Source organism: Pseudomonadota bacterium (assembly GCA_039193195.1).
GTDB lineage: Bacteria > Pseudomonadota > Gammaproteobacteria > Steroidobacterales > JBCBZW01 > JBCBZW01.
The window spans coordinates 428,045-453,470 of sequence record JBCCWS010000002.1 but is presented as its reverse complement, the minus strand read 5'-3'; the positions used below and the strand labels follow the sequence as shown (position 1 = coordinate 453,470).

Below are 25,426 nucleotides of genomic sequence, written 5' to 3'. Positions count from 1 at the left end.
TCAGCGAGCAGCGCCCAAGGTGGGCGTTGACTGCACCAGGGCCGCGGCGGGCGGCAGAAACACCTCCATCACAAGCAGTGGGTGTTGGCCGACCTGGAAGCGCGAGCGACGGGCCCAGAGCGTGGGCTGCTCAGACGTCTGGACCGCCAGCGCTTGCGGCGAGAGGGACAGAATCCGCTGCACCACATCACCCTGGTAGGTGCAGGGAGCAAACTCGAAGGGCGAACGGCGCACATCATTCCTTTCGAAAAGAGCATGCCCGAGGGAGCGGCCTCCTAGCTCGCCGAGCCACCCCTGCGCGTGCGCCGTTGTGTCAGGAACAAGCGTGCGCGCGGCGACGGCCGCCAGGCCCGCCACGTACATCATTACCTCGCGACACAAACCAGGCAGCCAGCATTCAGCATCCTCATGGGTGAGAAGCGCGTCCTTGGCTTGCTCGGAAAACCTCTCCTGGGCGGTCAGCTGGAGATGGAAATCCCCATCTCCGAGACGCGTGAGCTCCTCCGTAAGGGAGCCCTCGAAGGTCAGCAGTTCGCCAAGGGGGCCGCCCGGAAAGCCTGTATGCTCCTGGGCCAATCGCCAGGGTGATGGAAGCTCGCTCGCCAAGGGGGTCTCCACGGTTGTCTGCGCCCATGATATCTCGCCGCCGCGCTCCAGAGGGATCAGACGGCCCCGTAGCGCGCGTCCTTCCCTACCCAGCGGTCAGTGAGCAGGGCGACCGTGCGCCGTGCCTCGCCATCGCCCGCCAGCAGTGTGTCCGCCAGTGCTCTGGCGTCGGGCAGCAGGTCCGCATCGCGTACCAGCTCGGCGACGCGAAAACTCTCCACGCCGGTCTGACGCGTACCGAGCACCTCGCCCGGGCCGCGAAGCTCCAGGTCCTTCTCCGCGATCTCGAAGCCGTCGTTGGAGCGGCGCATGATGTCTAGGCGCGCCCGAGACAGCTGGCCCAGGGGCGGTTCGTAGAGCAGCACGCAGCTCGACTGGGCCGTGCCACGCCCGACCCGACCGCGCAGCTGGTGCAGCTGCGCGAGCCCCAGCCGCTCGGCGTTCTCGATGATCATGAGACTTGCGTTCGGCACGTCCACGCCCACTTCGATCACCGTAGTCGCCACCAGTATGTCGCCACGACCCGCCTTAAAATCCGCCATAGTGGCCGTGCGCTCGGCGCTCGCCATCCGTCCGTGCAGCAGCATCACACGCAGCTCCGGCAAGGCCTGCGCAAGCGATTCGGCGCGGACCTGGGCCGCGCTCACGTTGAGGTGCTCGGACTCTTCGATCAGCGGACAGACCCAATACACCTGTGCCCCGCTGCGACACTGCTGCGCGATACGGGCCACCAGCTCGGCCCGGCGCGACGTAGGGACGGCAGCCGTGCGCACCGGGGTACGCCCCGGAGGCAGCTCATCGATTATCGAGGTGTCGAGATCCGCGTAGGCACTCATGGCGAGCGTGCGCGGGATCGGGGTCGCCGTCATCACCAGCTGGTGCGGGGCCAACCCTTGGCTGTCGAGACCCTTCTCGCGTAGCGCGAGGCGTTGGTGAACGCCGAAGCGGTGCTGCTCATCGATCACTACTAACCCCAAGCGTGCGAAGGACACCTGCTCCTGAAACAGGGCGTGGGTGCCCACCACCACCTGACCTTCCCCGCTGTCGAGGGCGGCGAGCGCCGATCGGCGCTCTGCGGCCTTGAGTCGCCCCGTAAGCCGCAGAGACAGTACGCCCAAGGGTCGTAACCAATGCTCAAAGCTGATCGCATGCTGCTCGGCGAGCAGCTCCGTGGGCGCCATCAAGGCCACCTGAAAGCCCGCTTCGACGGCGACCAGGCTGGCGGCGACGCCGACCAGGGTCTTGCCCGACCCCACATCGCCCTGCACCAACCGCAACATGGCCTGGCCATCGCCCAGATCCGTCACGATCTCCTCGATCACGCGCCGCTGGGCCTGCGTGGGGCTGAAGCTCAGGCTGGCGATAAAGCGATCGAACAGCGCACCATCGGCTCGAATTACGGGTGCCGGATCCGTGCGCAAGCTGGCCCTCAGCAAACGCTGGCTGAGCTGGTGGGCGAGCAACTCCTCGAAGACCAGCCGTCGCTGCGCGGGATGGCGCCCAGCCTCTAGGGCCTCCAAGTCAGCCTGCGCGGGCGGCAGATGCAGGAGACGAATAGCTTCATTAAGTGACGGCAGACCGACGAGCGTCCCCACCTGGGCGAGAGGATCGGGCAGCGGATGGCGCGCCAGTATGCGCAGGGCCTGTTCCACCAAGGATCGTAGGCGAGGAGCACCGAGACCGTCGGTCACCGGATACATCGCCGTCAGGTGCTCGGGCGCCTCTGGAACGGCATCTCCACGCAGCAGCTGATACTCCGGATGCACCATCTCCACGCCGCCACTGCCACTGCGCACGTCACCGAAGGCCCGCAGGCGCTGACCTCGGCTCAGACTTGCCTGCTGGGCGCGGGAGAAGTGAAAGAAGCGCAAGGTGAGGCGGACGCCGCTGCCATCGTCGAGCGCCACCAGCAGCGTGCGACGGCGTCGAAAGGTACTCTCCACACGTTGCACTTCGCCGTCCACCACCGCTCGCGCACCTGGCCTTAGGGAAGCGATAGGTACGACGCGCGTGCGATCTTCGTAGCGCGTCGGGAGGTGCAGTAGAAGGTCGATCAGGCGCTCTATGCCAAGGCGTGCCAAGCGTTCGGCCAGGGTAGGGCCAACGCCACGCAGGATCGTCACGGATTGCGCCGTGGCGTGGTTGGCATCGGGCGCTTTCATAGGACTACCGGCACCCTCGACCTAGATCGGACGGACTAGCGATCTCAAAGCGCCAGGATGGCGTCCATCTCCACCTGCGCCCCCTTAGGCAGAGCACTCACGCCCACGGCCGCGCGCGCCGGATAGGGTGCCGTAAAGAACTCCTCCATCAGTGCGTTGACGCGAGCGAAGTTGCTAAGGTCGATCAGGTACACGGTGACCCGCACCAGGTGATCCAAGCTCCCTCCGCTGGCACGAGCGACAGCGGAGAGGTTCTCCAGCACCTGGCGAATCTGCTGATCGATGTCGCCCTCCACCATCTCCATGGATGTGGGATCTAGGGGAATCTGACCGGAGAGAAACACCAGATCGCCGGTGCGAACGGCCTGTGAGTACGGCCCGATAGCGGCGGGGGCTTGATCGGTGTGAATGGGCTGACGACTGGTGGTCATGGCGCTGCGCTCCGCAAAGGGTGGAGAGTGGTTGGCGCAAGCGTAACCGGCGCGCGCACGCGCCGCCATGGCCCCTTTGGCGCAGGTCTCAGGGCATTTCCGGGGTGTCCCCAAGGCGCTGCTCGCGGGCGGCCTTCTCGCAAGAACGCGTCACCTTCAGCACCTCGGACATGGCGTGCACCCCTCGCATGACGCGCGCCAGCTGGCGCCGGTCGGTCACGTGGAGCAAGAAGACGAGCGAGGAGTTTTGCCCCTCCTGCTGAACCACGGCCACCTTCTCGATGTTCGAACCGTAGTCAGCGATGCGGGTAGCGACCTTGGCGAGTACGCCCGTGCGATTCGCGGCCTCGACCTGAATCTCAACGGCGAAGGTCACGCCGGATTCGGTCTCCCACTGGAGGGGTATCCATTTTTGCGGATCGCGTCGATAGCCAGCGACGCGACGACAACACTCCCGATGTACGACCACGCCGCGGCCGGCGCTCACATAGCCCAGGATGGGATCATCGGGGATGGGGAAGCAGCAGCGCGCGTACTCGACGACCAACCCCTCGGTGCCGTGAATTGCCAAGGTGCCTCGGCGAGCGTTCGCCACGGCCACAGGCACTCCGTCCGACAAACCCTCGTCGCTGCCCGCAACTGCCAAGCGGCTCGCCACCAGCGGCGCCAGCTGGCCGCCGATGCCGATCTGCTCGAATAGGGTGTCGCGATCGTCGAGTTCGAGCTCTTCCAGGACCTCGATCATTCGATCTTCAGGCACGCGACGCAAGGACAGGTCGATGTCAACCAAGGCCGCCTCGAGCAGGCGTCTTCCCAGGTTGATCGCCTCGCCGCGCTTCATGTCGCGCAGGAACATGCGTATGCCCGTACGCGCCTTCGCCGTCACCACGAAGTTGAGCCAGGACGCATTCGGCTTCGCGTTGCGTGAGGTGATCACCTCCACCGTCTGCCCACTCTGCAGCTCCGTGCGCAGCGGCACCAGACGACGGTCCACCTTCACTGCCGCGCATCGATTGCCTACGTCAGTGTGCACGGCGTAGGCGAAATCGACGGCGCTGGAACCCCGGGGCAAGCGCTTGATGTCGCCACGGGGAGTGAACACCAGCACCTTGTCCGGAAACAGGTCGAGCTTGACGCTCTCAAGAAACTCCTCCGAATCGCTGCGTTGCTGCAGCTCCATCAAGCCCTTCAGCCACTCTCGGGCCTTCGACTCACTGCCGAGATCACTGCCCTCACCTGTCTTGTAGAGCCAATGGGAGGCAACTCCAGACTCCGCCACCTTCTCCATGTCGCCCGTACGCACCTGAATCTCCAGCGGCTCGCTCTTGGGGCCGAACAAGGTGGTGTGCAGGGACTGGTATCCGTTTTCCTTAGGCAGCGCGATGTAGTCTTTGAAGTTACCCGGTACGGGTTTGTAAGTCTGGTGCAGCACGCCTAGGGCGCGATAGCAGTCATCGACCGTATCGACCACCACGCGGAATCCGATCACATCGGTAATGTCGCGCAGGGATCGGCTCTTCTTGCGCATCTTCTGATAGACGCTGTAGGGCGACTTCACGCGCCAGGTCACGGCAGCGGCGAGCCCGCTGCTCTTCAGCGCTTTCTTGAGGTCACCGGCAACGCTTCGCACGAGCTGCGTACGCTTGCTCGTGCGCTTATCCAGGTGGCGGGCAATCACCTCGTAGCGATACGGACTCAAGTGGCGAAAGCCCAGGTCCTCAAGCTCCTCGCGCACCGTGTTGATGCCGAGGCGATTCGCCATCGGTGCGTAGATCTCGAGCGTCTCCCGGGCAATGCGCCTTCGCTTCTCGGGCTTTAGCGCGCCTAGCGTTCGCATGTTGTGCAGGCGATCGGCGAGTTTGACCACGATCACGCGAATGTCGTCGGTCACCGCGAACAGCATCTTGCGCAGGCTCTCCGCCTGTTGCTCGGCCTTGGACTGGAAGCGGATCTGTTCGAGTTTGCTAACGCCGTCGACGAGGTGGCCGACCTGGCCACCAAAGCGCTCTTCGATCTGTGCCCGCGCGGTGCCCGTGTCCTCCATTGTGTCGTGCAGGAGGGCGGCGACCACGCTCGGCTGGTCTAGGTGCAGGTCTGCCAGGATGCGCGCGACGGCGACCGGGTGGGTGATGTACGGTTCGCCCGTGCGCCGGGTTTGGCCCCGGTGGGCGCTCGCCGCGAAGTGATAGGCATCGAGGACCGTCGCCACTTGGCTGGCGGAGAGGTACTTGCGGGTGGCCGCCAGCAGCTCGCGCAGACCGGCAGACTCGCGCCCACGCGGGATGGCGGTCAGCGGAGGCCTCCCCCGCGCGGCGGATGAGGCAGGGCGCGACCGCCGACGCCCCGCTGGCGCTGGGCGCCTGCAGGGCCTGGGGCACCGAAAGGTGCGGAGCTACGCCTCGGGGTCTGGCTGCTGGGCCGGGACATCGGCGGATTCCTGCGCGGCGAGCGCTTCGGCTTCCACCGGATCGGGCTCCACCACCTCTTGCTCGGCCAGAATCTCTGGCCCCACGTAGCCAAGTGCGATCTCACGCAAGGCGACCACCGTGGGTTTGTCGTTCTCGATCTCGACGAACGGCTCGGCGCCATTAGCGAGCTTGCGGGCGCGCTTTGACGCCACGAGCACGAGTTCGAAGCGGTTGTCGACGCTTCCCAGGCAATCCTCGACGGTTATTCTGGCCATGCAGTCCTCAGTCCAAGGTGGGATCCGATTCAGATGTGCTCACCATTCGAGCACCCGACCGCATAGCGTACCCGAATCAGCCAGCTTTGTGGCCCGCAGGTGACGGCGGTTGGGAAGGATCCGTGCGCAGCGAACTGCCCCTGCCGTCCAGCACGTCACAAAGCTCCGTCACCGCACGCTCGAAATCGTCGTTGACAATGACGTAGTCGAACTCGGCCCAGTGCCCCATGTCGCCCTCCGCCTCGCTCAGGCGACGGGCGATCACCGACTCATCGTCGGTCGCTCGGCTGCGCAGGCGCCGCTCCAGCTCCTCCCGCGACGGGGGCAAGATGAACACGAGACGACTCTCCGGCATCTGCTGGCGCACTTGGCGCGCGCCCTGCCAGTCGATCTCCAGGATGACGCGATGCCCCTCGCGCACCAACGACTCCACCTGCGTGCGGCTGGTGCCATAGTGATTGCCGAACACCTCGGCCCATTCCAAAAACTCGTTGGCCTGGCGCAGCTGGGAGAACTCATCCGCGGAGACGAAAAAGTAATCCCTGCCATGCACCTCACGAGGACGTTGCGCTCGTGTGGTGTAGGAAACAGCCGCGCAGGCGTTTGGATGGCGCTCGATCAGCGCCTTCACCAAGCTGGTCTTGCCCGCACCTGACGGCGCCGAGATCACGAACAAGGCACCTGGCGGCGCCGCGGAATCACTCAAGGTTCTGCACCTGCTCACGCATTTGCTCGATCAAAACCTTCAACTCCACAGCGGCGCGTGTGCCGTGCGTGTCTTGGGCTTTGGAGCCAAGGGTGTTCGCTTCACGGTTGAACTCCTGCATGAGAAAGTCCAGGCGTCGCCCTACGGGGCCCCCTTCGGCCAACACGTGACGTAAATCCTCGAGGTGGCCCTGCAGGCGATCGAGCTCCTCGTCCACGTCGATACGGGTCAGCCCCAACGCCAACTCCTGCTCCAAGCGGCCGTCGTCGAACTCGATGTTCAGGTTCACCAAACGTCGCTCCAGGCGCGCGCGCAGAGCATGGCGGACAGCTGGTGCTTGTTCGCGCACCGCAGCGGCCTGCTCACCGATAGCACCCGCCCGCTCCTCCAGCAGTTCACGAATCCGTTCACCCTCGCGCTGGCGCGCCGCGAGCAAATCGCCGAGCGTGTCGCGCAGCAAGCCCTCGGCCTTGGCCACCAGCGGTGCCAGATCGGGCGCAGGACTCGCGAGCACGCCTGGCCAAGCGAGCACGTTCATGGGGTCTACTGCGCCGGGATCGGCGACCTGGCGACGCACCTCACCGACAGCCCCCAGCAACTGCTTGAGCAGGTGCTGGTCGAGCTCCAGACGCTGCGCGCCGGCAGCGTCGACCGAGATCAGGCGCAGGGACGCCTCGACCTTGCCACGATGCAGCGACTCGCCGAGGAGCGCCCTGGTCTTCGCCTCTAGGGAGCGAAACTCCTCGGGCATGCGCAAAGAGAGATCGAGGTAGCGGTGGTTTAGCGAACGGAGCTCCCAGGCGATACCCAGCCCCTCGCCACGGAGTTCCCGTCGCGCGTAGCCGGTCATGCCACGAAGGGGCTTGGGAGCGGGTTTACTGGTCACAGAAAACGGGTCTTTCGCGGTGTGTGAACTGCGTTCGCATTGTTGCAGGAAATGAAGACGCCGTGCAGGATGTGACTCGCAAGTTAGCGCTAGACTCTGAGTTGAGCAGCGGTGTTCACAAGAGGTGACATGCCGCCGGTCAGCGTATCGCCCGCCGAGGGCCGCCTATCGATCGCTCGTTGAGCGGCGGCCGACAACCGAGCCAAAGCACCCGTTGCGAATTCAATCCGCGAAGACCAGCCACCCCGGTGAGCGCGAGACCAACCAGGACCGCGTCGCCATCGTCGCGGAGCAGGATTGCGTCCTGCTCGCCGTGCTCGACGGCATGGGGGGTCACGCGGACGGCGAGAAGGCGGCTCAGGTCGCCATCGATACGATCGTCGATGCCTTTCGTTCCAGCCCACGTCCCCTGGTCGACCCCATGGGCTTTCTGCGCCTCGCCATCAACGATGCACACGATGCGGTGGTCACCCTGGGCAAGTCGCTGCCCATGGCGTCCAAGCCGCGTGCTACCTGCGCCGCCTGCCTGATCCAAGAGGGCGAAGCGTGCTGGGCCCACGTGGGCGATAGTCGCATTTACCTGTTGCGTGGCGATCGTGTACTCCAGCGCACGCGCGACCACAGCCACGTGGAGCTGCTGCGCCGCGAGGGCTTGATCTCCGAAGAAGACATGCATACCCATCCCATGCGCAACTACGTCGAATTCTGCCTAGGGGGAGAACCTGAGTATCCAGGCATGGACGTCTCGCCCGTGCGCAAGCTGGAACCCGGCGACCGGATCCTGCTCTGTTCCGATGGCCTGTGGGGTGGACTGAAGGAGACCGAGGTGGCTGCGCTTGGAGCGAAGGAGTCTGATGACCTGCAGCAGCAGCTAGAGGCGCTGGCGACGATCGCCGTCGCTGCCAACTCTCCATACGCCGACAACACGACCGCGGCAGTGGTACGTTTGCTCTCTAGCTAGACTTCCTACACGCCACGGACGGATATCGAACGGATGCGCCCAAGCGGCCGAGCGCTGGATCAACTTCGCGAAGTCACTTTCGAACGCGGCTTCACCCGACACGCCGAGGGTTCGGTGCGGGTGCGCTTCGGCGATACGCACGTGCTCTGCACCGCTAGCGTGGAAGAGCGCGTGCCGCCCTTCCGTCGGGGTAGCGGCAGCGGATGGCTGACTGCCGAGTACGCCATGCTGCCCCGCGCCACTACGACCCGCAGCGCTCGCGAGACACGTGGCCAGGGCGGGCGCACCAAGGAGATACAACGCCTCATCGGTCGCTCCTTGCGCGCGGCCTGTGATCTAAGCGCCCTGGGCGAGCGTACGATCACTGTCGACTGCGACGTCCTGCAGGCCGATGGTGGCACCCGCTGCGCCTCCATCTGCGGCGGCTACGTGGCCCTCGCGGATGCCATCGACGGCCTGATCCGCGCCGGCGCCCTGAAGGAAAGCCCGCTGCATGGCAATCTGGCGGCGGTTTCCGTAGGCATCTACCAGGGTCAGGCCGTGCTCGATCTCGACTACGCAGAAGACAGCCAAGCCGAGACCGATATGAACGTGGTCATGAACGACGCCGGCGCCTTCATAGAAGTACAGGGCACGGCCGAGGGGCACGCGTTTCGGCGCGAGGAACTCGATCAAATGCTCAACTTGGCGTCCTTCGGCTGCCAAGTACTGATAGGTCTTCAGCGCACGGCGCTGGCGACCGACTGACGGCAGGCACGATCATGGAGCGCCTCGTACTCGCCTCCGGAAATGCCGGCAAGCTGCGAGAACTCACTGCGGTGCTTGCGCCGCTACAGATCGAAGTGGTGCCCCAATCGCACTTCGACGTGCCGACCGCTGACGAGACGGGCACGACCTTCGTCGAGAACGCCATCATCAAAGCACGCCATGCCGCACGCCTCTGCGGACTGCCCGCACTGGCTGACGACTCAGGGCTTCTGGTGGACGCACTCGGCGGCGCACCCGGCGTGCACTCGGCGCGCTACGCTGGCCCCTACGCTGGCGATGCGGATAACGTGGCACGCTTACTCGGAGCCCTAACAGACCTTCCCGCCGGCGAGCGCACGGCGAGCTTCTACTGCGTGCTGGTACTGATGCGCTCAGAAACTGACCCAATGCCCTTATTGGCTGACGGCAGGTGGCCGGGGCGGATCACGACCACTCCCAGCGGAGACGGCGGGTTTGGCTACGATCCTGTGTTCGTGCCCGATGGCTACGAGCAGACGGCCGCCCAACTCGGCGCAGAGCAGAAGAATCGTGTCAGTCATCGTGCCCAAGCACTCGCCAGCCTGGCCGAGCGAATGCGGGCAAGGCCAGGCGGCTGACAGACCCGTGGCATCACCGCCGCACGCAGGCATCGCGCCCGAGGGCTCGCGCCCTCAGCGCCCACAAGCGCCACCTGCGCACCTACCAACGACCCTGTACGTGCACATCCCATGGTGCGTGCGCAAATGCCCGTACTGCGACTTCAACTCCCACCATCTGCGCGGCGAACTACCCGCCACGGAGTACGTCGATGCACTCCTCGACGACCTTCGACTCGACCTAGAGCAGGCTCCCTGGCCAGGGGGAAACCTAACGAGTATCTTCATCGGTGGTGGAACACCGAGCCTGCTGCCCGCAAACGAGCTCGGCCGCCTTTTGGACGGCATCGCGCGCACGTTGCCCTGCCCCGAGCAAATGGAGATCACCCTAGAGGTCAATCCGGGGACCGTTGAACGCGGCACCTTTTCCGAGTTGCGTGCGGCAGGCATCAATCGCGTATCACTAGGAATTCAGTCTTTCCACGAAGGACACCTGCGCGACCTAGGGCGCATTCACGACGCGCAACAGGCCGATCGCGCGATTCGCGAGGCACAGGCTCACTTCGACCGCATCAATCTCGACGTGATGTACGCACTCCCCAGGCAAACTCTCGACGGCTGTCTAGAAGACCTTGCGCGAGCAATCGACTACGGGACTGAACACCTATCGCACTATGAGCTAACGATCGAGCCGAATACGGTGTTCGCACGCTACGAGCCAGCCGGGCTGCCCGAAGAAGACCTCGCAGGCGATATGCGTGAGGCCAGCGAAGCACGACTCGAGCGCGCCGGATTGCGCGCCTACGAGGTATCCGCCTACGCATGCCGAGACGACGCCCGCGCGCGCCACAACCTCAACTACTGGAGCTTCGGTGATTACCTGGCCATAGGCGCGGGCGCCCACAGCAAGCGCTCCAACCTCGATGAGCACTCCCATCGAGTCAGCAGTATCACCCGCACGCGCAAGGCGCGAAGCCCCCGCAGCTACCTGACGGCGGCGAAAACACCGCAGCGAGTGGCGCATTCAGAGACCATCCTGGGGCAAGCGCTCGCCGGAGAATTCATGCTCAACGCCCTTCGCTTGGTAGGCGGTTTCTCCGAGGAGATCTTCGAGAAGCGCGTCGGCGTTTCCCGGGAGCTGATCCGTCCGCGTCTGGAAGCCGCCGCGGTGGATGGCCTAATGCGTCAACCGGTTGACGGCCACTGGCAGCCAACCAGCCGCGGGCGCGCCTTCTTGAACGACCTACAAAGCCGATTTATCGATTGAGCCACCAGCCTAACTCGTCGTTATTCACACTAAGCAGCACAGAGGTGACATCGCGGGTTGACATCAGACTGTCATCTTCACGGATTTTTGCTGCACTCATAACTCACTGAAAAGAAAAGCTGTCAAGCTTTCGTCTAGAAAATTCCGCTGGGCTGTCTATAAATCTGAGACAAGCTGGTGAAGTTCTGACCAGTCGCGTAATCCACACAGTTATCCACAGCCCCCAGAAGCGGCGTAAAAGCCGTCACATTACCGTCACTTACGGCGATCACCGGAGTCGGTATGAGAAGACGGTGAGGATCGGATTGACGCGCGAGACTGGACGCTTGTTGAGCTGGCTGCGAGCATAGGGGGCTCGGTTCAAAGCCGCTAACTTCCCCATCCTCAAGGGATCGCCCCGCCATTTAAGTCTGGCGCCGAGCCGACGCAAGACAGCCGCACGCGTCGATAAGGTCCGCAGAAAATACACGGTTGAGGAAGAGCGCCTAGTCGGCCACAGGCAGGTCGGCAGGAGGCTCCGGTGGCTTGGCCACTAGAGCTTCCACCTCGCTTAGGCTCGCGCGACGCTCGGGCCGTCCATCCACCGGACTGGCGGGCGCCTCGCGAATCGCATCCACCGCCAACACCAAGACCTCATAGTCGAGACCATCAACCGAGAACTGGTGGCGTGGGCAACGTTGCGTTCGATCGCTGAGGTAGCGCAGGTGTACGTCCGAGGTGTCAAAGCTCATGTCGGCGTCGAGCAGACGCCGGGGCACGTCTTCCGCGGTGTCCGTGTGCAGATGCAGGGTGATCGGCGTGTGCTCGGACACGGCTCCGCTCAGTACGGCGCCAACCAGGCGAGGCGCATAGGCGGAGAAAAACCGCATAGCCTCTAGCGCGCCCTTGCGCAGCTCATGAAGCTGATCGAGCGCGGCACTCCCGCCGAACAAGCGACGGTGTTCGAGTACGGCTTGCTCGACCTCGCGGTTGCTCGGCAGCAATGCGGCCGACACTGCACCCAGGCGTTCCGCGGCCTTGCGCTTGGCCACTCCGTAATCGCGGATACCCTGATCGAGCACCAGGCGCGCTGCCTGCTGGGCGATCACCGTACGTTGCTGATCCGCCGCCTGCTGGCCGTGGGCCGACGCCCGGCGCGCGCTACCGCGGGCACCGCGCCCCCTAGAAGATCGGTTCGTCTTCCGCGTCGCCATCGCCTGTATCGTTAAAGAAGGAGGGAACTTGCTCATCCAGGGCCGCCTCCGGCGCGTTGCCCTGGCGGAAGATCTCCTGGACCCAGCCGCTCTCTCCAGCTCGGGCTAACTCGCCCGTGTCCGGACGGATCTTGACCCGCACTAACCCGTAGGGCTCGGATAGCGAATGCTCTGCCCGCCCTGTCAGCACGGACTCCATGTAGTCCGTCCACGCCGGCAGGGCCGCACGGCCGCCCACCTCGCCGCGCCCGAGGCGCGTGAACTCATCGAAGCCCACCCAGACCGTCGCCGTAAGGTCAGCGTTGAAACCGCTGAACCACGCGTCACGCTGCTCGTTGGTGGTTCCCGTCTTGCCTGCCAGATCGTTGCGCTGCAGGCGGCGGTAGGCCGCACGCCCAGTGCCCCGGCGCACCACGTCGCGCATCATGTCGGTGATGATGTAGACGTTTTGCGGGGACACAACGCGCGGCGCCATGCTAGCGATGGGATAGCCACCGGTGAAACCTTCTACGCGGCTGCAGGCCACATCGGCGCTCGGCCACTCGGCCGGAAGCATGTCACTCGCCGAGGTCGTCGCCGTTGCCACATCGGAGTCCAAGGACGCCAGGCGAGCGACTACGCCACGGTCGGCGTCGGCAGCCGCCGAAGCGCCGTCCGCCGCATCGAGGGCTCCCAGCTCCAGGGCACGCTCGCAAGGCAAGCATGCGATCCTCGGAGTCGCCTCGAACAGCACCTCGCCATTGGCACTTTCTACCCGGTCGACCAGATAGGGGCTCACCGCAAAGCCTCCGTTAGCCAACACGGCGTAACCGGTGGCCACCTGCAGAGGCGTGAGGCTCGCGCTACCAAGCGCTAGGGAAAGGCTCGCCGGCAGCTCCTTGGGATCGAAACCGAACTCGCCGATGTGGGCGATGGCCTGGCGAATCCCGACCTCGCGGAGCAGGCGAATCGACACCAAGTTCCGCGAGGCTACCAGCGCCTCACGCAGGCGCATGGGGCCGCGGAACTCTCGCTCGTAGTTCTCCGGGCGCCAAGCCTCTTCCATGCCCGGGTCGTCGTAGACCACCGGCGCGTCCGGCAGCACGCTGGCGGCAGTGAAGCCGTTTTCCAGGGCGGCCGAGTAGACGAAGGGTTTGAATGATGATCCCGGCTGGCGCTTGGCCTGACTCACGCGGTTAAACTTGCTCAGACGGAAGTCGTAACCGCCAACCATGGCCGACACCGCACCGTCGCGAGGATCGAGGGAAACAAGGGCACCTTGAACCGCCGGCGCTTGACCGAGCTTCCACAGCACGGGTACCGGCGCTAATCCAGGGTCGTCGGGCGTTGGGGAGTCCGCCTGCGTGGCTTGCCCAGCGTCGGCGGCCTCCATCGGTTGCACGTAGATGACCTGGCCGACGGCGAGCACGTCCCCTACACGGGCCGGCGTGCCGCCCGCGCGAGACTCATCGATGTAATCACGGGCCCACTTTACGCCGTCGAGCGGCACCTGCCCCGGCGACCGCGCAATCACGTGCACGAGTGCCCGGGCCTCGTCGACATCCGTCACCACGGCGAGCTCGTGCAAGGGCAGGTCAGGGTATTCGCCGAGCATCGCGTCGAGCTGCTCAGGCGTCCGACCGACCTCTTCCAGGTCGCGCAGATCCACCGGACCGCGGTACCCGTGGCGACGGTCGTACTGCAACAACGCGTCGCGAACGGCTGCCACCGCCGCTTCCTGGCGCTCGGAATCTAAGGTGGTGACGACGCGCAGGCCACTGCCGTACACACGCTCGCCGTACCGCTCCACCATCTCCGCCCGGGCCAGCTCTGCCAGGTAGGCCGCCTCGCCTTCTACCCGCGGCCCGTGGATGGACGCGCTAATCGGCTGCGCCAGCGCCAGCTCGTGCGCTTGCGCACCGATGTAGCCCAGCTCGCGCATCCGGCGCAGCACGTAGTCGCGCCGGCTCCTAGAGCGATCGGGATTGCTGACCGGGTTCAGGTCGGAGGGCGCTTTGGGGATGCCAGCCAGAATGGCGATCTCATCGAGTCGCAGCTCGTGCAGCTGCTTGCCGAAGTACACCTCGGCGGCTGCCGCCACGCCGTAGGCTCGCTGGCCGAAGAAGATCTTGTTCAGGTAGAGCGTGAGGATCTCTTGCTTGCTGAGCACGCGTTCCATGTTCAGAGCGATGAAAATCTCGCGCACTTTGCGCACGTAGGAGTGGCGAAGGGTCAGCAGATAGTTGCGCGCCACCTGCATCGTAATGGTGCTGCCGCCCTGGCTGCCCCGCCCCGTGCGCGCCAGCACCAGCACCGCCCGCGCGAGCCCCTGGTAGTCAACCCCGGGGTGTTCGAAAAAGCGGTCGTCCTCCGCCGCCACGAAGGCGTCGATCACCTGCTGAGGCAGCTGCTCGTAGGACACCGGAATGCGCCGCTTTTCGCCGAATTCGCCGATCAGCAGGCCGTCGCGGGAGTAGACCCGCATCGGCGCCTCCAGCTGCACGCTCTTCAGCGTATCCACGTCCGGCAGCGACTCGGCCACAAACATGTAGGCCGCCGCCGCGGCCAGCAGGGCGAAGGCGCCGCCAGCGAAGGTGAGGGAGAGCAGGACGGAGAGGAGCTTTACGACAGGCTTCATCGGCTACCGAACGGGCGTCAGCGGGTGTGGTGATGGGCATAGAACGCGTGCAATTCGCGTCCCCGTACGCGGAGATCGGGAGTATATCGTGACCGCTCGTCCCGATTCGCCGCTTTGTGTGAAATGCTTCACGAAGGTTGACAAGAACGGCTGCTATAAATCGCGGCTGGTGCGGCACGCTATTGTCGCGCGCGGGCTGCCGACCCCTCCAGGACGACCGTGGGCAGCGCGCCCGGCGCCGGAGCGTCGACAAGGTCCTGCTGGTTGCAAGGGCATCCCCGGCGGGTTGAACATATGTCCCGCCTTGCGCCCTCCAGCGTTTGGTATATAGTCAACGAAAGCTCGTGTGACTGCACACATTTTTGAGCCAACTCCCTATTCCACATGGCAAAACTGACGCTGTTCGGCAACACAGTAAGGCCTCTTCTGGGCCTTGACATAACGACCTCCTCCGTGAAGCTCCTTGAGCTGTCGGACGCTGGGGGCACCTATCGCGTTGACGCGTACGCCGCCGAGCCGACGCCCGTCAACGCGGTGAACGAGAAAAGCGTGATCGACGTTGACGCGGTCGGCGAGGCGATTAGACGAGCGGTCCGCCGCGCTGGCGCGAAGGCCAAGGAGGCAGCCGTCGCGATCAGCGGCGATGCTGCTATTACCAAGGTCATCCAGATGCCTGCGTCCTTGAGCGAGGCCGACCTCGAGGACCAGATCAGCTTGCAAGCCGATCAGTACATCCCGTTCCCCTTGGAAGAGGTTAGCTTCGATTTCGAAGTGTTGGGCAGGAATGAGGACACCGGCATGTCCGACGTGCTCCTCGTGGCTACACGCTCTGAGAACGTGGAGCAGCGCCAAGCCGCGGTGGAGGCTGCTGGCTTGAAGGCTCGCCTCGTCGACGTGGAAGCCTTCGCGCTCGAAAACGCTTGCCAGCTGATGCGTCACCAGATGCCCGATGAGGGCGTCGGTAAGTCCGTCGCGGTAGTCGACTTCGGCGCCAGCAGCACCACCTTCAGCGTGCTCACTAACCTCAGCGTGGACTACACACGCGACTTCGCCTTCGGCGGCCAACAGCTCACCGAAGAGATCATGCGAACCTACGGCGTATCGATGGGCGAAGCCGGCCGCCTCAAGAAAGAAGGCGGATTGCCGAGCAACTACGGGCCGGAAGTCCTTGAGCCGTTCATCGACGACATGTCCCAGCAGGTAAGCCGCTCACTACAGTTTTATCTGGCGTCCGGCTCGAACCGCGAGCAACCTGATCAAATCGTCGTCTGCGGCGGCTGCGCCAACATCCCCGGGGCGGCAGAACTGATTCAGAGCAAGGTGGGCATCCCTACGGTGAAGGGCGACCCGCTCGGTACCCTGAAGGTGTCCTCGCGCGCCAAAGCCGCGGGCGTGACCACCGACGCCACGGCCCTACTCACGGCGTGCGGCCTGGCCCTGCGCAGCTTCGACTAACGGAGTAACCGATGCCTCGCATTAACCTACTGCCCTGGCGCGAAGAGCTCCGACAAGAACGGCAGAAGAACTTCGGCATCGCCGCTGGCGTGGCCGTGGCGCTAGGCGCCTTCGTGGTGTGGTACGCCGCCACCACCTACCAGGCTCGCATCGACCACCAGCGCGACCGAAACAAGTACCTCAACACCCAGATCGCCGAGCTGGACAAGCAAATCGAGGAAATCCGCGCCCTGGAGGACCTCCGCGATCGGCTAATCGCCCGCATGGGCATCATCGATGAGCTGCAGCGCAGCCGCCCCGTGATGGTGCACTTGTTCGATGAGCTAGTGCGCACGCTACCCGAAGGGGTCTACCTGGAGAGCGTGCAGCAGAACAGCAAGCGAATCTTGATCAAGGGCGTCGCCCAGTCCTCTACGCGCGTATCCAACTACATGCGCGACCTGGACACCTCTCCGTGGTTCAAGGACGCCGGTCTGAACATCCTGGAGAAGCGCGGCGAGTCGATTGAGTTCACGATCTTCGTGAGCCAGGGCGCCCCCGAGACGGAAACGCCCGACGAGGCAGCCTCATGAATTTCTTGGAGCAGCTTCGCAACCTAGACATCAACGACATCGGCCGCTGGCCCCTCGTCTTCCGTGGCATCTTCATCATCTTGATCTTCGTCGGCGTCACCGCCGGCGGCATGTACTACTTCGTGGTCAAGTCGAAGGTGGAAGAACTTGAGAAGGTGCAGGGCCGAGAGCAGTCCCTACGTCAACGCTTCGAAGCCAAGCAGCGCCTGGCGGCCAACTTCGATGCCTACAAGGTACAGCTCGGCCAGATGGAGCAGGAGTTCGGCACCATGCTGCGCCAGCTCCCAGGGCAGACCGAGGTGCCGAACCTACTGACAGACATCTCGCAGACCGGCCTCGCCGCTGGCCTGGAGGAAGAGCTCTTCCAGCCGAGCCAGGAGATCGAGCGAGACTTCTACGCAGAGCTGCCGATCCGCATCCGACTAAACGGTAGCTACCACGAGTTCGGTCAGTTCGTGAGCGGCATCGCTTCGTTGCCGCGCATCGTGACCTTGCACAACATCACGATCAAACCTACTGGATCCGGTAGGGGCAGTCGACGCAACGACGACCTGCCCGCGTCGGTGATCGGAAACAGCCTTGAGCTCGACATCACCGCCAAGACCTATCGCTATCTGGACGACGAAGATGAGAGTACGGGCCAGTGAGTAAACCCAACGCTATCGACCCGTTACGACGATCAAGTCCCGTGTGGCGAACACTCATCACGCTGGCGCCCCTGGGCGCCATTTTACTCCTCGGTGGCTGCGTGAACCGGGATATGTCCGATCTGCAGCGTTACACGCAGTCGATCAAGGGGCGTCCGGGTGGGCGCATCGAACCGCTGCCCGAGATCAAGAGTTACGAAAGTTTCGAGTATTCAGCCACGAAGCTCCGCTCGCCCTTCAAGCCGGACACGGAGTTGGCGCAGCGCGCCCCCGCGGCTAGCGATGGGCCGCGGCCCGATCCAAATCGACGCAAGGAGTATCTCGAGAGCTTCTCCCTCGACTCCCTGCGCATGGTTGGCACGCTGGAGATCGAAGGGAGTTACTACGGGCTCGTGCGCGATGCGGACGGGTTGGTCCACCAGGTGCTGCCAGGGCAGTACATGGGCGAGTACGACGGCCGGGTAAACGCGGTGACCGATGCCGCCATTGAGCTGACTGAGCTAGTACCGAACGGTATCGATGGCTTCATCGAGCGCGAGGCGGCCGTTGCGCTGGATTGATCGGTGCCGTCGTAGCGACCCGTTGGATGTTGGATTAGCGATGGACACCGGGAATCCGAAGGGAGATCCCGGTGGCCTGAATGCAATTGTCGAGGCTTAAGCATGAACCGTGAAGTTCTGGGTGTCTGCGCCATGGGGCGGTGGTTGAGGCCGCCTAACGCGGCGATGTGGCTGTCTGCCATTACGCTGCTGGCGGCGCTGCTGCTGGGATCGACGGGCCCCGCCCTGGCCCAGAACGAGTTCTCCAACTATCTCGACGACATCGAGGTGGTAACCTTGCCCGGCCAACAGGTGCAGCTGGTATTGCGCATGCGCGGTCCGGCACCCGAGCCGAACACGTTCAGCATCGACAATCCCGCCCGCATCTCCATCGACCTGGCCGACACGGGCGTGGCGCTGAGCAGCCGTCGCCGCGATGTAGGCATCGGCCTGCTGAACAGCGTGGTGGCCGCCGAGGCCGCCGGTCGTACGCGCGTGGTGCTGAACCTCGACAACCCCGTCACCTACACCGCCGCCGCCCAGGGCAACACCGTTACCATCACCCTTGCCTCGGAGGCGGAGATGGCGGCTGCCTCTACCGCCCCGCTCGGCTCCGGTGGCATTAACGCCCCGTCGCCAGCGTCACGCACGGGTACCTTCAGCGCTAGCGAGCTACGCAACGTCGACTTTCGACGCAGCGAAGAAGGCGCCGGACGCGTAGTCCTCCAACTATCCGATCCCTCCACCGTCGTCGATCTGCAGCAGGAGGGAGACCAAGTCATTGTGGTGCTGAAGAACACCACCGTGCCGTCGGAGCTGATGCAGCGCCTCGACGTGCTCGATTTCGCCACCCCTGTGAAGACCATCGACACCATGCAGGTGAACCGGGATACGCGGGTCATCGTGACCGGATTTGGTGCCTTCGATCAGCTCGCCTATCAGTCCGATGAGCGCGTCACCGTCGAGCTGAAGCCGCTGACCCCGGAGGAGCTGAGAATCCGCGAGGAGGAGGAGCGCGAGCGCTACACGGGGGAGCGGCTCACGCTTAACTTCCAAGACATCGAAGCGCGCGCCGTGTTGCAGCTGCTCGCCGACGTGAGTGGCCAGAACATCGTGGTCAGCGACACGGTCGCGGGCAACGTCACCTTGCGCCTGCAGAACGTACCTTGGGACCAGGCCCTCGATATCGTGCTCCAAACCAAGGGACTCGATAAGCGCCAGAAGGACAATGTTATCCTCGTGGCACCGGCGGAGGAGATTGCCAACCGCGAGCGTCGCGAACTCGAGGCCGCCAGCCAGATCCGACAGCTCGCGCCCCTGCGCAGCGAATTCATTCAGGTGAACTACGCCAAGGCCCAAGACCTAGCGCTGCTGATCCAGGGCGCAGCCCTGCAGGGCGCGACCGGAGGCATTCCCGGGGGTGGGGCTCGACGCACGCTTCTTTCGGAGCGCGGCAGCGTCACCCTAGATGAGCGCACCAACACGCTGCTCGTGCAGGACACGGCGGAGAAGCTCGCGGAGATCCGTCGCCTCGTGCGCACCCTCGACGTGCCCGTACGCCAGGTGCTGATCGAATCGCGCATCGTCATAGTGAACGATGACTTTAGCCGCGATATTGGAATCCGCTCGGGCATCACCGCCGTGGAGGAAAACGGCAGCGACGGCCTCATCGCCATTACCGGTGGTGCGGCGGGCGCCGATACGATAGTCAACTCGGGACTGAACAACCTGAACACCACGGGCAGCCCGTTCCCCACGGCAGTTCCCGCGCTTAACGATCGCCTCAATGTCAATGTGCCGATCGCGACGCCTGCGGGCCGCCTAGGTCTGGCTATCCTCGACTCAAACTACCTGCTCGACCTGGAGCTGGCGGCCCTACAGGCCGAGGGCCGAGGGGAAATCATCTCCACCCCGCGCGTGATCACGGCCAACCAGCAAGAAGCCACCATTAAGCAGGGTGTCGAGATTCCCTTCCAGGAGGCCTCCGCCAGCGGCGCCACCACTACGCGCTTCAAGGAGGCAGTGCTGAGCCTAGTGGTCGTGCCTCTCATCACACCTGATAACCGCATCATCATGGACCTGCAGGTAAGCCAGGACAGCATCGGCGAGCAGGTGCCGAGCGCCACCGGTGGTTTCGTACCCAGTATCGACACGCGCGAAGTGGTCACTCAGGTGCTGGTGAACAACGGCGAGACGGTCGTCCTCGGCGGCATCTACGAGACGACCAAGACGGAGACCTTGAGCAAGGTACCCGTACTCGGTGATATCCCAGGGCTCGGCCGTCTGTTCCAAAGCAGCACACGAAGCTCCAACAAGGCCGAGCTGTTGATCTTCGTCACGCCGAAGATTCTGCGCGAAGGCTCGAATGTCTTTTAGGCGCTTCGACGACGCGCGACATCAGGCTTTAGCGATTTGACTCGAGGAACATCCAACATGCGCAAGGCAGGCAGTTTCCTACTGCTCCTCATAGCCGCCCTTTTCATCATGGGCTGCTCGAGTGACCAAACACTGGTCGTCCCCCCGGACCCGCAGCCCCCCGACGAGGGGGAGAATCCCGAGACTCCGCAGGTTGTCCTGTCCGAAGTAACGGTAGTCTCATCGAGCAACATCCTGCAGTCCGACGGCGCCCTGCCAGTCACCATTACGGCGCGCGTGATAGACGAGAGCAACATCGCCGTCGAGGGCATCGCGGTGAGCTTTGCGGCAGATTCAGGGGTGCTGACAGTGGCCAGCGACACCACGGACGCGTCCGGACGAGCCACAGCCACCTTGAGCACCGAGGAGGATCCCACCAACAGGACCATCACCGTGACTGCCTCCGCCTCAGGCATCGATGGGTTAACCCTGACGGGAGCTGCCACCGTGCAAGTCATCGGCACGGAGTTCTCCCCAATCGCTGGGCCTGGGTCCATCGTGATTGGCGCTGTTCAGGAGTATTCCACCGTGCTGGTAGACGGTAACGGTAACGGCATTGCAGGCGTCCCAATCACCGTGACGTCGTCGCTTGGCAATCCGATCACGCCCGACGCGCTAGAAACCAACTTTGAGGGCAACGTCACCTTCTCCCTCACGGCGCAGAATGGTGGGACGGATCAGATCCTGGTGAGCGGCCTTGGTATCGAGCGCGCACTCCCGCTCGAAATCTCTACCGATTCCTTCGTTTTCGTTACCCCTACGCCCCCCAACGCCAACCAGGATCCCCCGCGGGTCCCCTTGAACACGATGCAGACCGTGCAGGTGCGGTGGGAGACTTCCGGCGCGCCGGTCGATGGGCAGCCCGTGCAGTTCTCCACGACCCGCGGCACGCTCGCAGACAACGGGCAGGTCATCACGGTCAACGGCGTGGCGACGAACACGATTACCTCGTCCAACGCGGGGCGCGCGGTAATCACCGCCACGGCTGCGGTCGGTGACGGCCCGTCTGCGCAACTTCCGATCGACTTCATCGCCACGCAACCGGCGAGCATCGAAGTGCAGGCAGATCCGTTCAATATTGGCCCGAACGAGCAGTCCGCTATTCGAGCGACCGTCCGTGACCCACAGAACAACCTCGTCACGGACCAGACGGTGATCTTCGAGCTGGACGACGTGACCAACGGCAGCCTCACGGTCGGTACGGCAATCACCAACACGCAGGGCGAGGCGCAGACCTTCTACGTGGCTAGCAGCTCCACTAGTGCGAGCGAAGGCGTGCGCATCACGGCACGCGTCCAGAATACGAATATCACCGACGTGGCAGCTATTACCGTTGCTCGACGTGAGGTGTTCTTCACGTTCGGGACCGGTAACACGATCACCGAAGTGGACGATGCGACCTACGAGCTTCCCCTCCTCGTTCAGGCCAGTGACGCAGACGGTAACGGTGTCGCCGGTGTGGACATCCAGCTGTCCGTACTCACTGAACGCTACATCAAGGGCTACTGGGCGGGCGACGCCGTCGCCAACCGCTGGTTCGTGATCTCCAACGTGGTCTGCGATGAAGAAGATCGCAACCGCAACGGATTCCTCGATCCGGGCGAGGACGACAACAACAACGGTGAGATCGACGTTGGTAACAACGCCAATATCCCAGGCACGGTGACCACCGACGCGGCGGGTGAGGCGCTAACGGCCATTAGCTACGCTCAGCAATTCGGCAGCTGGCTTCAGGTGATCGTCGAGGCGCGCACCGATGTGGAAGGGTCAAGCTTCAGCGAAACGGCCTCCTTCATCCTTCCGACGGCAGCTTCGGACATAAACAGCATTCAGGTGACTCCCCCGGGAGTCGGCGTCGCACTCGACCCAGCGAACGGCTATCCGAACGCAGCGTCGGACGGACTCGCTACCGGGCCGGTAAGCCCCTTCGGCTACGGTTTCTCCTGCTTCATCGACATCTAGCAAGCAGCAGCTGGGGTTGGCGGCAGCAGTGCCGCCGGCCCTGGGCCCATCACTGCTCCACATTGGTGCCGGGCCCCGCCCTTGGGGCACACTTCCCCTCATGGGCGACAGACAAAGCACCCGCAACGCTAGTAGCGCACTCCCCCAGGATCGCTTGTTCATCGTCGGGCCGATGGCGGCCGGTAAATCGGCGGTCGGCCGGCGCTTAGCAGCACGCCTACAAATGCCGTTCTTCGACACGGACGACGAAATCGAGCAGCGCACGGGCGTGGACATCGACTACATCTTCGAGCGTGAGGGTGAGGCGGGATTTCGCCGCCGAGAGTGCGCAGTGATTGCCGAACTAACGGCGAAACAGCCAGTTATCTTGTCCACCGGTGGCGGCGCCGTGCTGGCCGATGAAAACCGCACCCTGCTCAGCAAACGGGGCCTGGTGGTGTACTTGGCCACCAGCGTGCGCACGCAGCTCGCTCGCACGCGCCACAGCAACCATCGCCCACTGCTGCAGACCGAAGACCGCGGACGCACGCTTGAGGCGTTGGCCACCGTCCGAAACGCCCTGTACGAGTCCGTGGCTGACCTTACCCTTCCCACGGACGGCTGCACGGTAGACGCTGTGGTCGGCCAGCTCATAACCCGCCTCAAGCAACGTGAAGGCCTCGACACAAGTACTCCTCCGGACGCACAGGAACCTTCCCCTTGAGGTCGCTAGAAGTCGCCCTGGGCAACCGGAGCTACCCCATCTACATCGGAGAAAACCTGCTCGCCGATAGCGGCGCGCTACTGGGGCAACTCATCGATGCGCGGCAGGCTCTCATCGTCACCAACGACGTCGTTGCCCCACTCTACGCCGATCGCTTGCGCGCAGGATTGCTAGACCATTGCGCCCGCCTTGAGGGCTTAGTCCTTCGCGACGGCGAAGAGCACAAGAGCCTGGACACCATGGCATTGATACTCGATGCGCTGGTCGAGCAACGCATGGGACGCGACGGCTGCCTCATCGCGCTCGGCGGCGGTGTGACCGGAGATGTCGCTGGCTTTGCTGCCGCCACCTACCAGCGCGGCATCAGCTTTATCCAGGTACCCACTACACTGCTCGCCCAGGTCGACTCCTCCGTCGGCGGCAAGACTGGGGTCAACCACCCGGCGGGCAAAAACCTCATCGGCGCCTTCCACCAACCCAGTGCCGTCCTCGCCGATCTGGACACGCTCACCACCCTCGATGAACGCCAGTATCGCGCCGGCCTTGCCGAGGTAGTGAAGTACGGCCTCATCATCGATGCTCCCTTCTTCGGCTGGCTGGAGCAAGCGAGCACGGCCCTTAACGCACGCGACCCTGCAGTGCTGGCCCAGGCCATCGAGCGTTGCTGCATGATCAAATCCGATGTGGTAGCGCAGGACGAACAGGAGCGCAGCGGTCTGCGCGTCTTGCTCAACTTAGGCCACACCTTCGGCCACGGCATCGAGCGCGCAATGGGCTTCGGCGGCTGGCTACACGGCGAGGCGGTCGCTGCAGGCATGGTGATGGCTGCGCAGATGTCAGCGCGGCTGGGTTGGCTAGAGGAGGCCGAAGTGAGCCGAATCGTTCGGCTCCTGCAGTTCCTAGGCTTGCCGATCGCCCCGCCTCCGGTAGGTGCTGCAAAGCTGCTCGATCACATGCGCCTGGATAAGAAGAACCGCCACGGCCAACTTGTGTTGGTACTGCTTCAGGAGATCGGAAGCGCCATCGTCACGCAGGACTTCGATGAGGGCGCACTCATGCAAACCCTGGCGGCAGCAGAGCCTTGAGCGCCCACACCTCGGCACCCTACGCCACGAGCACGGAGCACTCTCGCGGTAGACGCTTTGACGAACCACCACCGCGCCTGCGCAGCGAGTTCCAGCGCGATCGGGATCGCATCATTCACTCGGTTGCGTTCCGTCGACTGGTCTACAAGACGCAGGTCTTCGTGAATCACGAGGGGGACCTGTATCGCACCCGCCTGACCCACTCACTGGAGGTCGCCCAGATCGGGCGGAGCGTGGCCCGCACCCTGAGCCTAAACGAGGATCTTACGGAGGCCATCTGCTTGGCCCATGACCTCGGCCACACGCCCTTCGGGCACGCTGGCCAGGATGCGCTCAATGACTGTATGCGGCCCTTCGGCGGCTTCGAGCACAACCTCCAATCCCTGCGTGTGGTGGACACTCTCGAACAGCGCTACGCCCTCTTTGACGGCCTGAACCTGTGCTACGAAACCCGCGAAGGAGTGCTCAAGCACTGCGCGCCCGATGTAGCTCGCACCCTTGGCGAACTCGGTCAGCGCTTCCTCACTGGCCACCAGCCTAGCCTGGAGGCACAGCTCGCCAACATCGCGGACGAGATCGCCTACAACAACCACGACGTGGACGATGGCATTCGCGCGGGCCTCCTCGATGTCGACACCCTTGCGCAGGAAGTAGACCTCGTCGGCCGCTTTGTCCGTGAAGTACGCGCGGAGCACGCCGAGCTCTCCGATCGGCGCATGATCTACGAGGTAATTCGGAGGATGATCGGTGCTCTGGTCAACGACCTGGTAGATACGAGTCGCGAGCGGCTGGCCGACGCGAACCCGCGCAGCCTTGAGGATGTGCGTGCGCTGAAGATCCCGCTGATCAGCTTCAGCGACACGATGCGACCTCGTGTGCTAACCCTAAAGCAGTACCTGATGGCGAACCTGTACCAACATCCGCGCGTGCGCGAGATGACGGACCAGGCACAACGGGTGATCCGGCGCCTCTTCGAACACTACCGCGACGCGGCCTACGCCGACATCACGGGGGGTGTACCGCCCAACCTACCCGTGACGCGCATCCGCCAAACGCCGGCACCGGAAGACCGCGAAGCCCTGGCCGCCCGAGCTGTCGCCGACTACGTCGCTGGCATGACCGACCGCTTCGCCCTGGCTGAATACGATGCCCTGTTGGCGGCGGAGCAGGCCCGCCGCCAACGTTAGGGCAGC

Annotated in this window: 22 protein-coding genes; 13 read left to right on the top strand and 9 right to left on the bottom strand. The window is 64.1% G+C overall.

Annotated elements, in window-relative coordinates:
- From AAGA68_04175 to AAGA68_04145, 7 genes are all read right to left on the bottom strand, one after another.
- Window positions 1–606 carry a chorismate lyase gene (locus AAGA68_04175; protein ID MEM9384232.1) on the bottom strand — a complete coding sequence of 202 codons (606 nt, stop codon included), beginning with the start codon at window positions 604–606 and terminating at the stop codon, window positions 1–3.
- A 56-nt stretch (window positions 607–662) separates the two neighbouring features.
- Complete coding sequence (gene recG, locus AAGA68_04170; protein MEM9384231.1) at window positions 663–2,768, bottom strand: ATP-dependent DNA helicase RecG; 2,106 nt, start codon at window positions 2,766–2,768, stop codon at window positions 663–665.
- A 44-nt stretch (window positions 2,769–2,812) separates the two neighbouring features.
- Window positions 2,813–3,199 (bottom strand): RidA family protein, encoded by a 387-nt coding sequence (locus AAGA68_04165; protein ID MEM9384230.1) that lies wholly within the window; start codon window positions 3,197–3,199, stop codon window positions 2,813–2,815.
- A gap of 88 nt (window positions 3,200–3,287) precedes the next feature.
- Entirely contained in the window at window positions 3,288–5,408 is a 2,121-nt protein-coding gene (locus AAGA68_04160) for a bifunctional (p)ppGpp synthetase/guanosine-3',5'-bis(diphosphate) 3'-pyrophosphohydrolase (GenBank protein MEM9384229.1), read from the bottom strand.
- Window positions 5,409–5,591: 183 nt separating this feature from the next.
- Window positions 5,592–5,882 (bottom strand): DNA-directed RNA polymerase subunit omega, encoded by a 291-nt coding sequence (gene rpoZ, locus AAGA68_04155; GenBank protein MEM9384228.1) that lies wholly within the window; start codon window positions 5,880–5,882, stop codon window positions 5,592–5,594.
- A gap of 76 nt (window positions 5,883–5,958) precedes the next feature.
- The gene (gene gmk / locus AAGA68_04150; GenBank protein MEM9384227.1) at window positions 5,959–6,588 is read right to left on the bottom strand and encodes a guanylate kinase; all 630 of its coding nucleotides are present in this window, start codon (window positions 6,586–6,588) and stop codon (window positions 5,959–5,961) included.
- Window positions 6,581–7,474 carry a YicC/YloC family endoribonuclease gene (locus tag AAGA68_04145; protein MEM9384226.1) on the bottom strand — a complete coding sequence of 298 codons (894 nt, stop codon included), beginning with the start codon at window positions 7,472–7,474 and terminating at the stop codon, window positions 6,581–6,583. The genes gmk and AAGA68_04145 overlap by 8 nt, the downstream gene beginning before the upstream one ends.
- Before the next feature lie 214 nt (window positions 7,475–7,688).
- Here AAGA68_04145 and AAGA68_04140 point away from each other — a divergent pair, with 214 nt between their 5' ends.
- The 4 genes from AAGA68_04140 to hemW all read left to right on the top strand — a co-directional run bounded on the left by AAGA68_04140 (window position 7,689) and on the right by hemW (window position 11,045).
- Complete coding sequence (locus AAGA68_04140) at window positions 7,689–8,435, top strand: protein phosphatase 2C domain-containing protein (GenBank protein ID MEM9384225.1); 747 nt, start codon at window positions 7,689–7,691, stop codon at window positions 8,433–8,435.
- Window positions 8,436–8,468: 33 nt separating this feature from the next.
- Complete coding sequence (rph, locus tag AAGA68_04135; protein ID MEM9384224.1) at window positions 8,469–9,182, top strand: ribonuclease PH; 714 nt, start codon at window positions 8,469–8,471, stop codon at window positions 9,180–9,182.
- A gap of 14 nt (window positions 9,183–9,196) precedes the next feature.
- Entirely contained in the window at window positions 9,197–9,799 is a 603-nt protein-coding gene (rdgB, locus tag AAGA68_04130; GenBank protein MEM9384223.1) for an RdgB/HAM1 family non-canonical purine NTP pyrophosphatase, read from the top strand.
- A gap of 100 nt (window positions 9,800–9,899) precedes the next feature.
- The gene (hemW, locus tag AAGA68_04125; protein MEM9384222.1) at window positions 9,900–11,045 is read left to right on the top strand and encodes a radical SAM family heme chaperone HemW; all 1,146 of its coding nucleotides are present in this window, start codon (window positions 9,900–9,902) and stop codon (window positions 11,043–11,045) included.
- Window positions 11,046–11,530: 485 nt separating this feature from the next.
- Here the strand turns inward: hemW and AAGA68_04120 are convergent, their stop codons facing one another.
- Together AAGA68_04120 and AAGA68_04115 are read right to left on the bottom strand one after the other, a co-directional pair.
- The gene (locus tag AAGA68_04120; GenBank protein ID MEM9384221.1) at window positions 11,531–12,238 is read right to left on the bottom strand and encodes a hypothetical protein; all 708 of its coding nucleotides are present in this window, start codon (window positions 12,236–12,238) and stop codon (window positions 11,531–11,533) included.
- Window positions 12,207–14,855 carry a penicillin-binding protein 1A gene (locus AAGA68_04115; protein ID MEM9384220.1) on the bottom strand — a complete coding sequence of 883 codons (2,649 nt, stop codon included), beginning with the start codon at window positions 14,853–14,855 and terminating at the stop codon, window positions 12,207–12,209. The genes AAGA68_04120 and AAGA68_04115 overlap by 32 nt, the downstream gene beginning before the upstream one ends.
- Window positions 14,856–15,239: 384 nt before the next feature.
- Between AAGA68_04115 and AAGA68_04110 the strand changes: the two genes are divergently transcribed.
- The 9 genes from AAGA68_04110 to AAGA68_04070 all read left to right on the top strand — a co-directional run bounded on the left by AAGA68_04110 (window position 15,240) and on the right by AAGA68_04070 (window position 25,420).
- The gene (locus AAGA68_04110) at window positions 15,240–16,310 is read left to right on the top strand and encodes a pilus assembly protein PilM (GenBank protein MEM9384219.1); all 1,071 of its coding nucleotides are present in this window, start codon (window positions 15,240–15,242) and stop codon (window positions 16,308–16,310) included.
- An 11-nt stretch (window positions 16,311–16,321) separates the two neighbouring features.
- Window positions 16,322–16,882 (top strand): PilN domain-containing protein, encoded by a 561-nt coding sequence (locus AAGA68_04105; GenBank protein ID MEM9384218.1) that lies wholly within the window; start codon window positions 16,322–16,324, stop codon window positions 16,880–16,882.
- A complete protein-coding gene (locus tag AAGA68_04100) occupies window positions 16,879–17,529 on the top strand; it encodes a type 4a pilus biogenesis protein PilO (GenBank protein ID MEM9384217.1) in 651 nt (216 codons plus the stop codon). Before AAGA68_04105 ends, AAGA68_04100 begins: the two co-directional genes overlap by 4 nt.
- A 41-nt stretch (window positions 17,530–17,570) precedes the next feature.
- A complete protein-coding gene (locus AAGA68_04095; protein ID MEM9384216.1) occupies window positions 17,571–18,089 on the top strand; it encodes a pilus assembly protein PilP in 519 nt (172 codons plus the stop codon).
- Window positions 18,090–18,191: 102 nt separating this feature from the next.
- On the top strand, window positions 18,192–20,444 hold the full coding sequence (locus tag AAGA68_04090; GenBank protein MEM9384215.1) for a type IV pilus secretin PilQ: 2,253 nt from the start codon (window positions 18,192–18,194) through the stop codon (window positions 20,442–20,444).
- 57 nt (window positions 20,445–20,501) lie between these two features.
- Window positions 20,502–22,445, top strand: a complete 1,944-nt coding sequence (locus AAGA68_04085; protein MEM9384214.1) for an Ig-like domain-containing protein — start codon at window positions 20,502–20,504, stop codon at window positions 22,443–22,445.
- Window positions 22,446–22,545: 100 nt separating this feature from the next.
- Window positions 22,546–23,148: a shikimate kinase AroK gene (aroK, locus tag AAGA68_04080; protein ID MEM9384213.1), complete on the top strand. Its 603-nt coding sequence runs from the start codon at window positions 22,546–22,548 to the stop codon at window positions 23,146–23,148.
- Window positions 23,145–24,233: a 3-dehydroquinate synthase gene (aroB, locus tag AAGA68_04075; protein ID MEM9384212.1), complete on the top strand. Its 1,089-nt coding sequence runs from the start codon at window positions 23,145–23,147 to the stop codon at window positions 24,231–24,233. The genes aroK and aroB overlap by 4 nt, the downstream gene beginning before the upstream one ends.
- Window positions 24,230–25,420 carry a deoxyguanosinetriphosphate triphosphohydrolase gene (locus tag AAGA68_04070; GenBank protein MEM9384211.1) on the top strand — a complete coding sequence of 397 codons (1,191 nt, stop codon included), beginning with the start codon at window positions 24,230–24,232 and terminating at the stop codon, window positions 25,418–25,420. The genes aroB and AAGA68_04070 overlap by 4 nt, the downstream gene beginning before the upstream one ends.
- The last annotated feature ends 6 nt before the right edge of the window (window positions 25,421–25,426 follow it).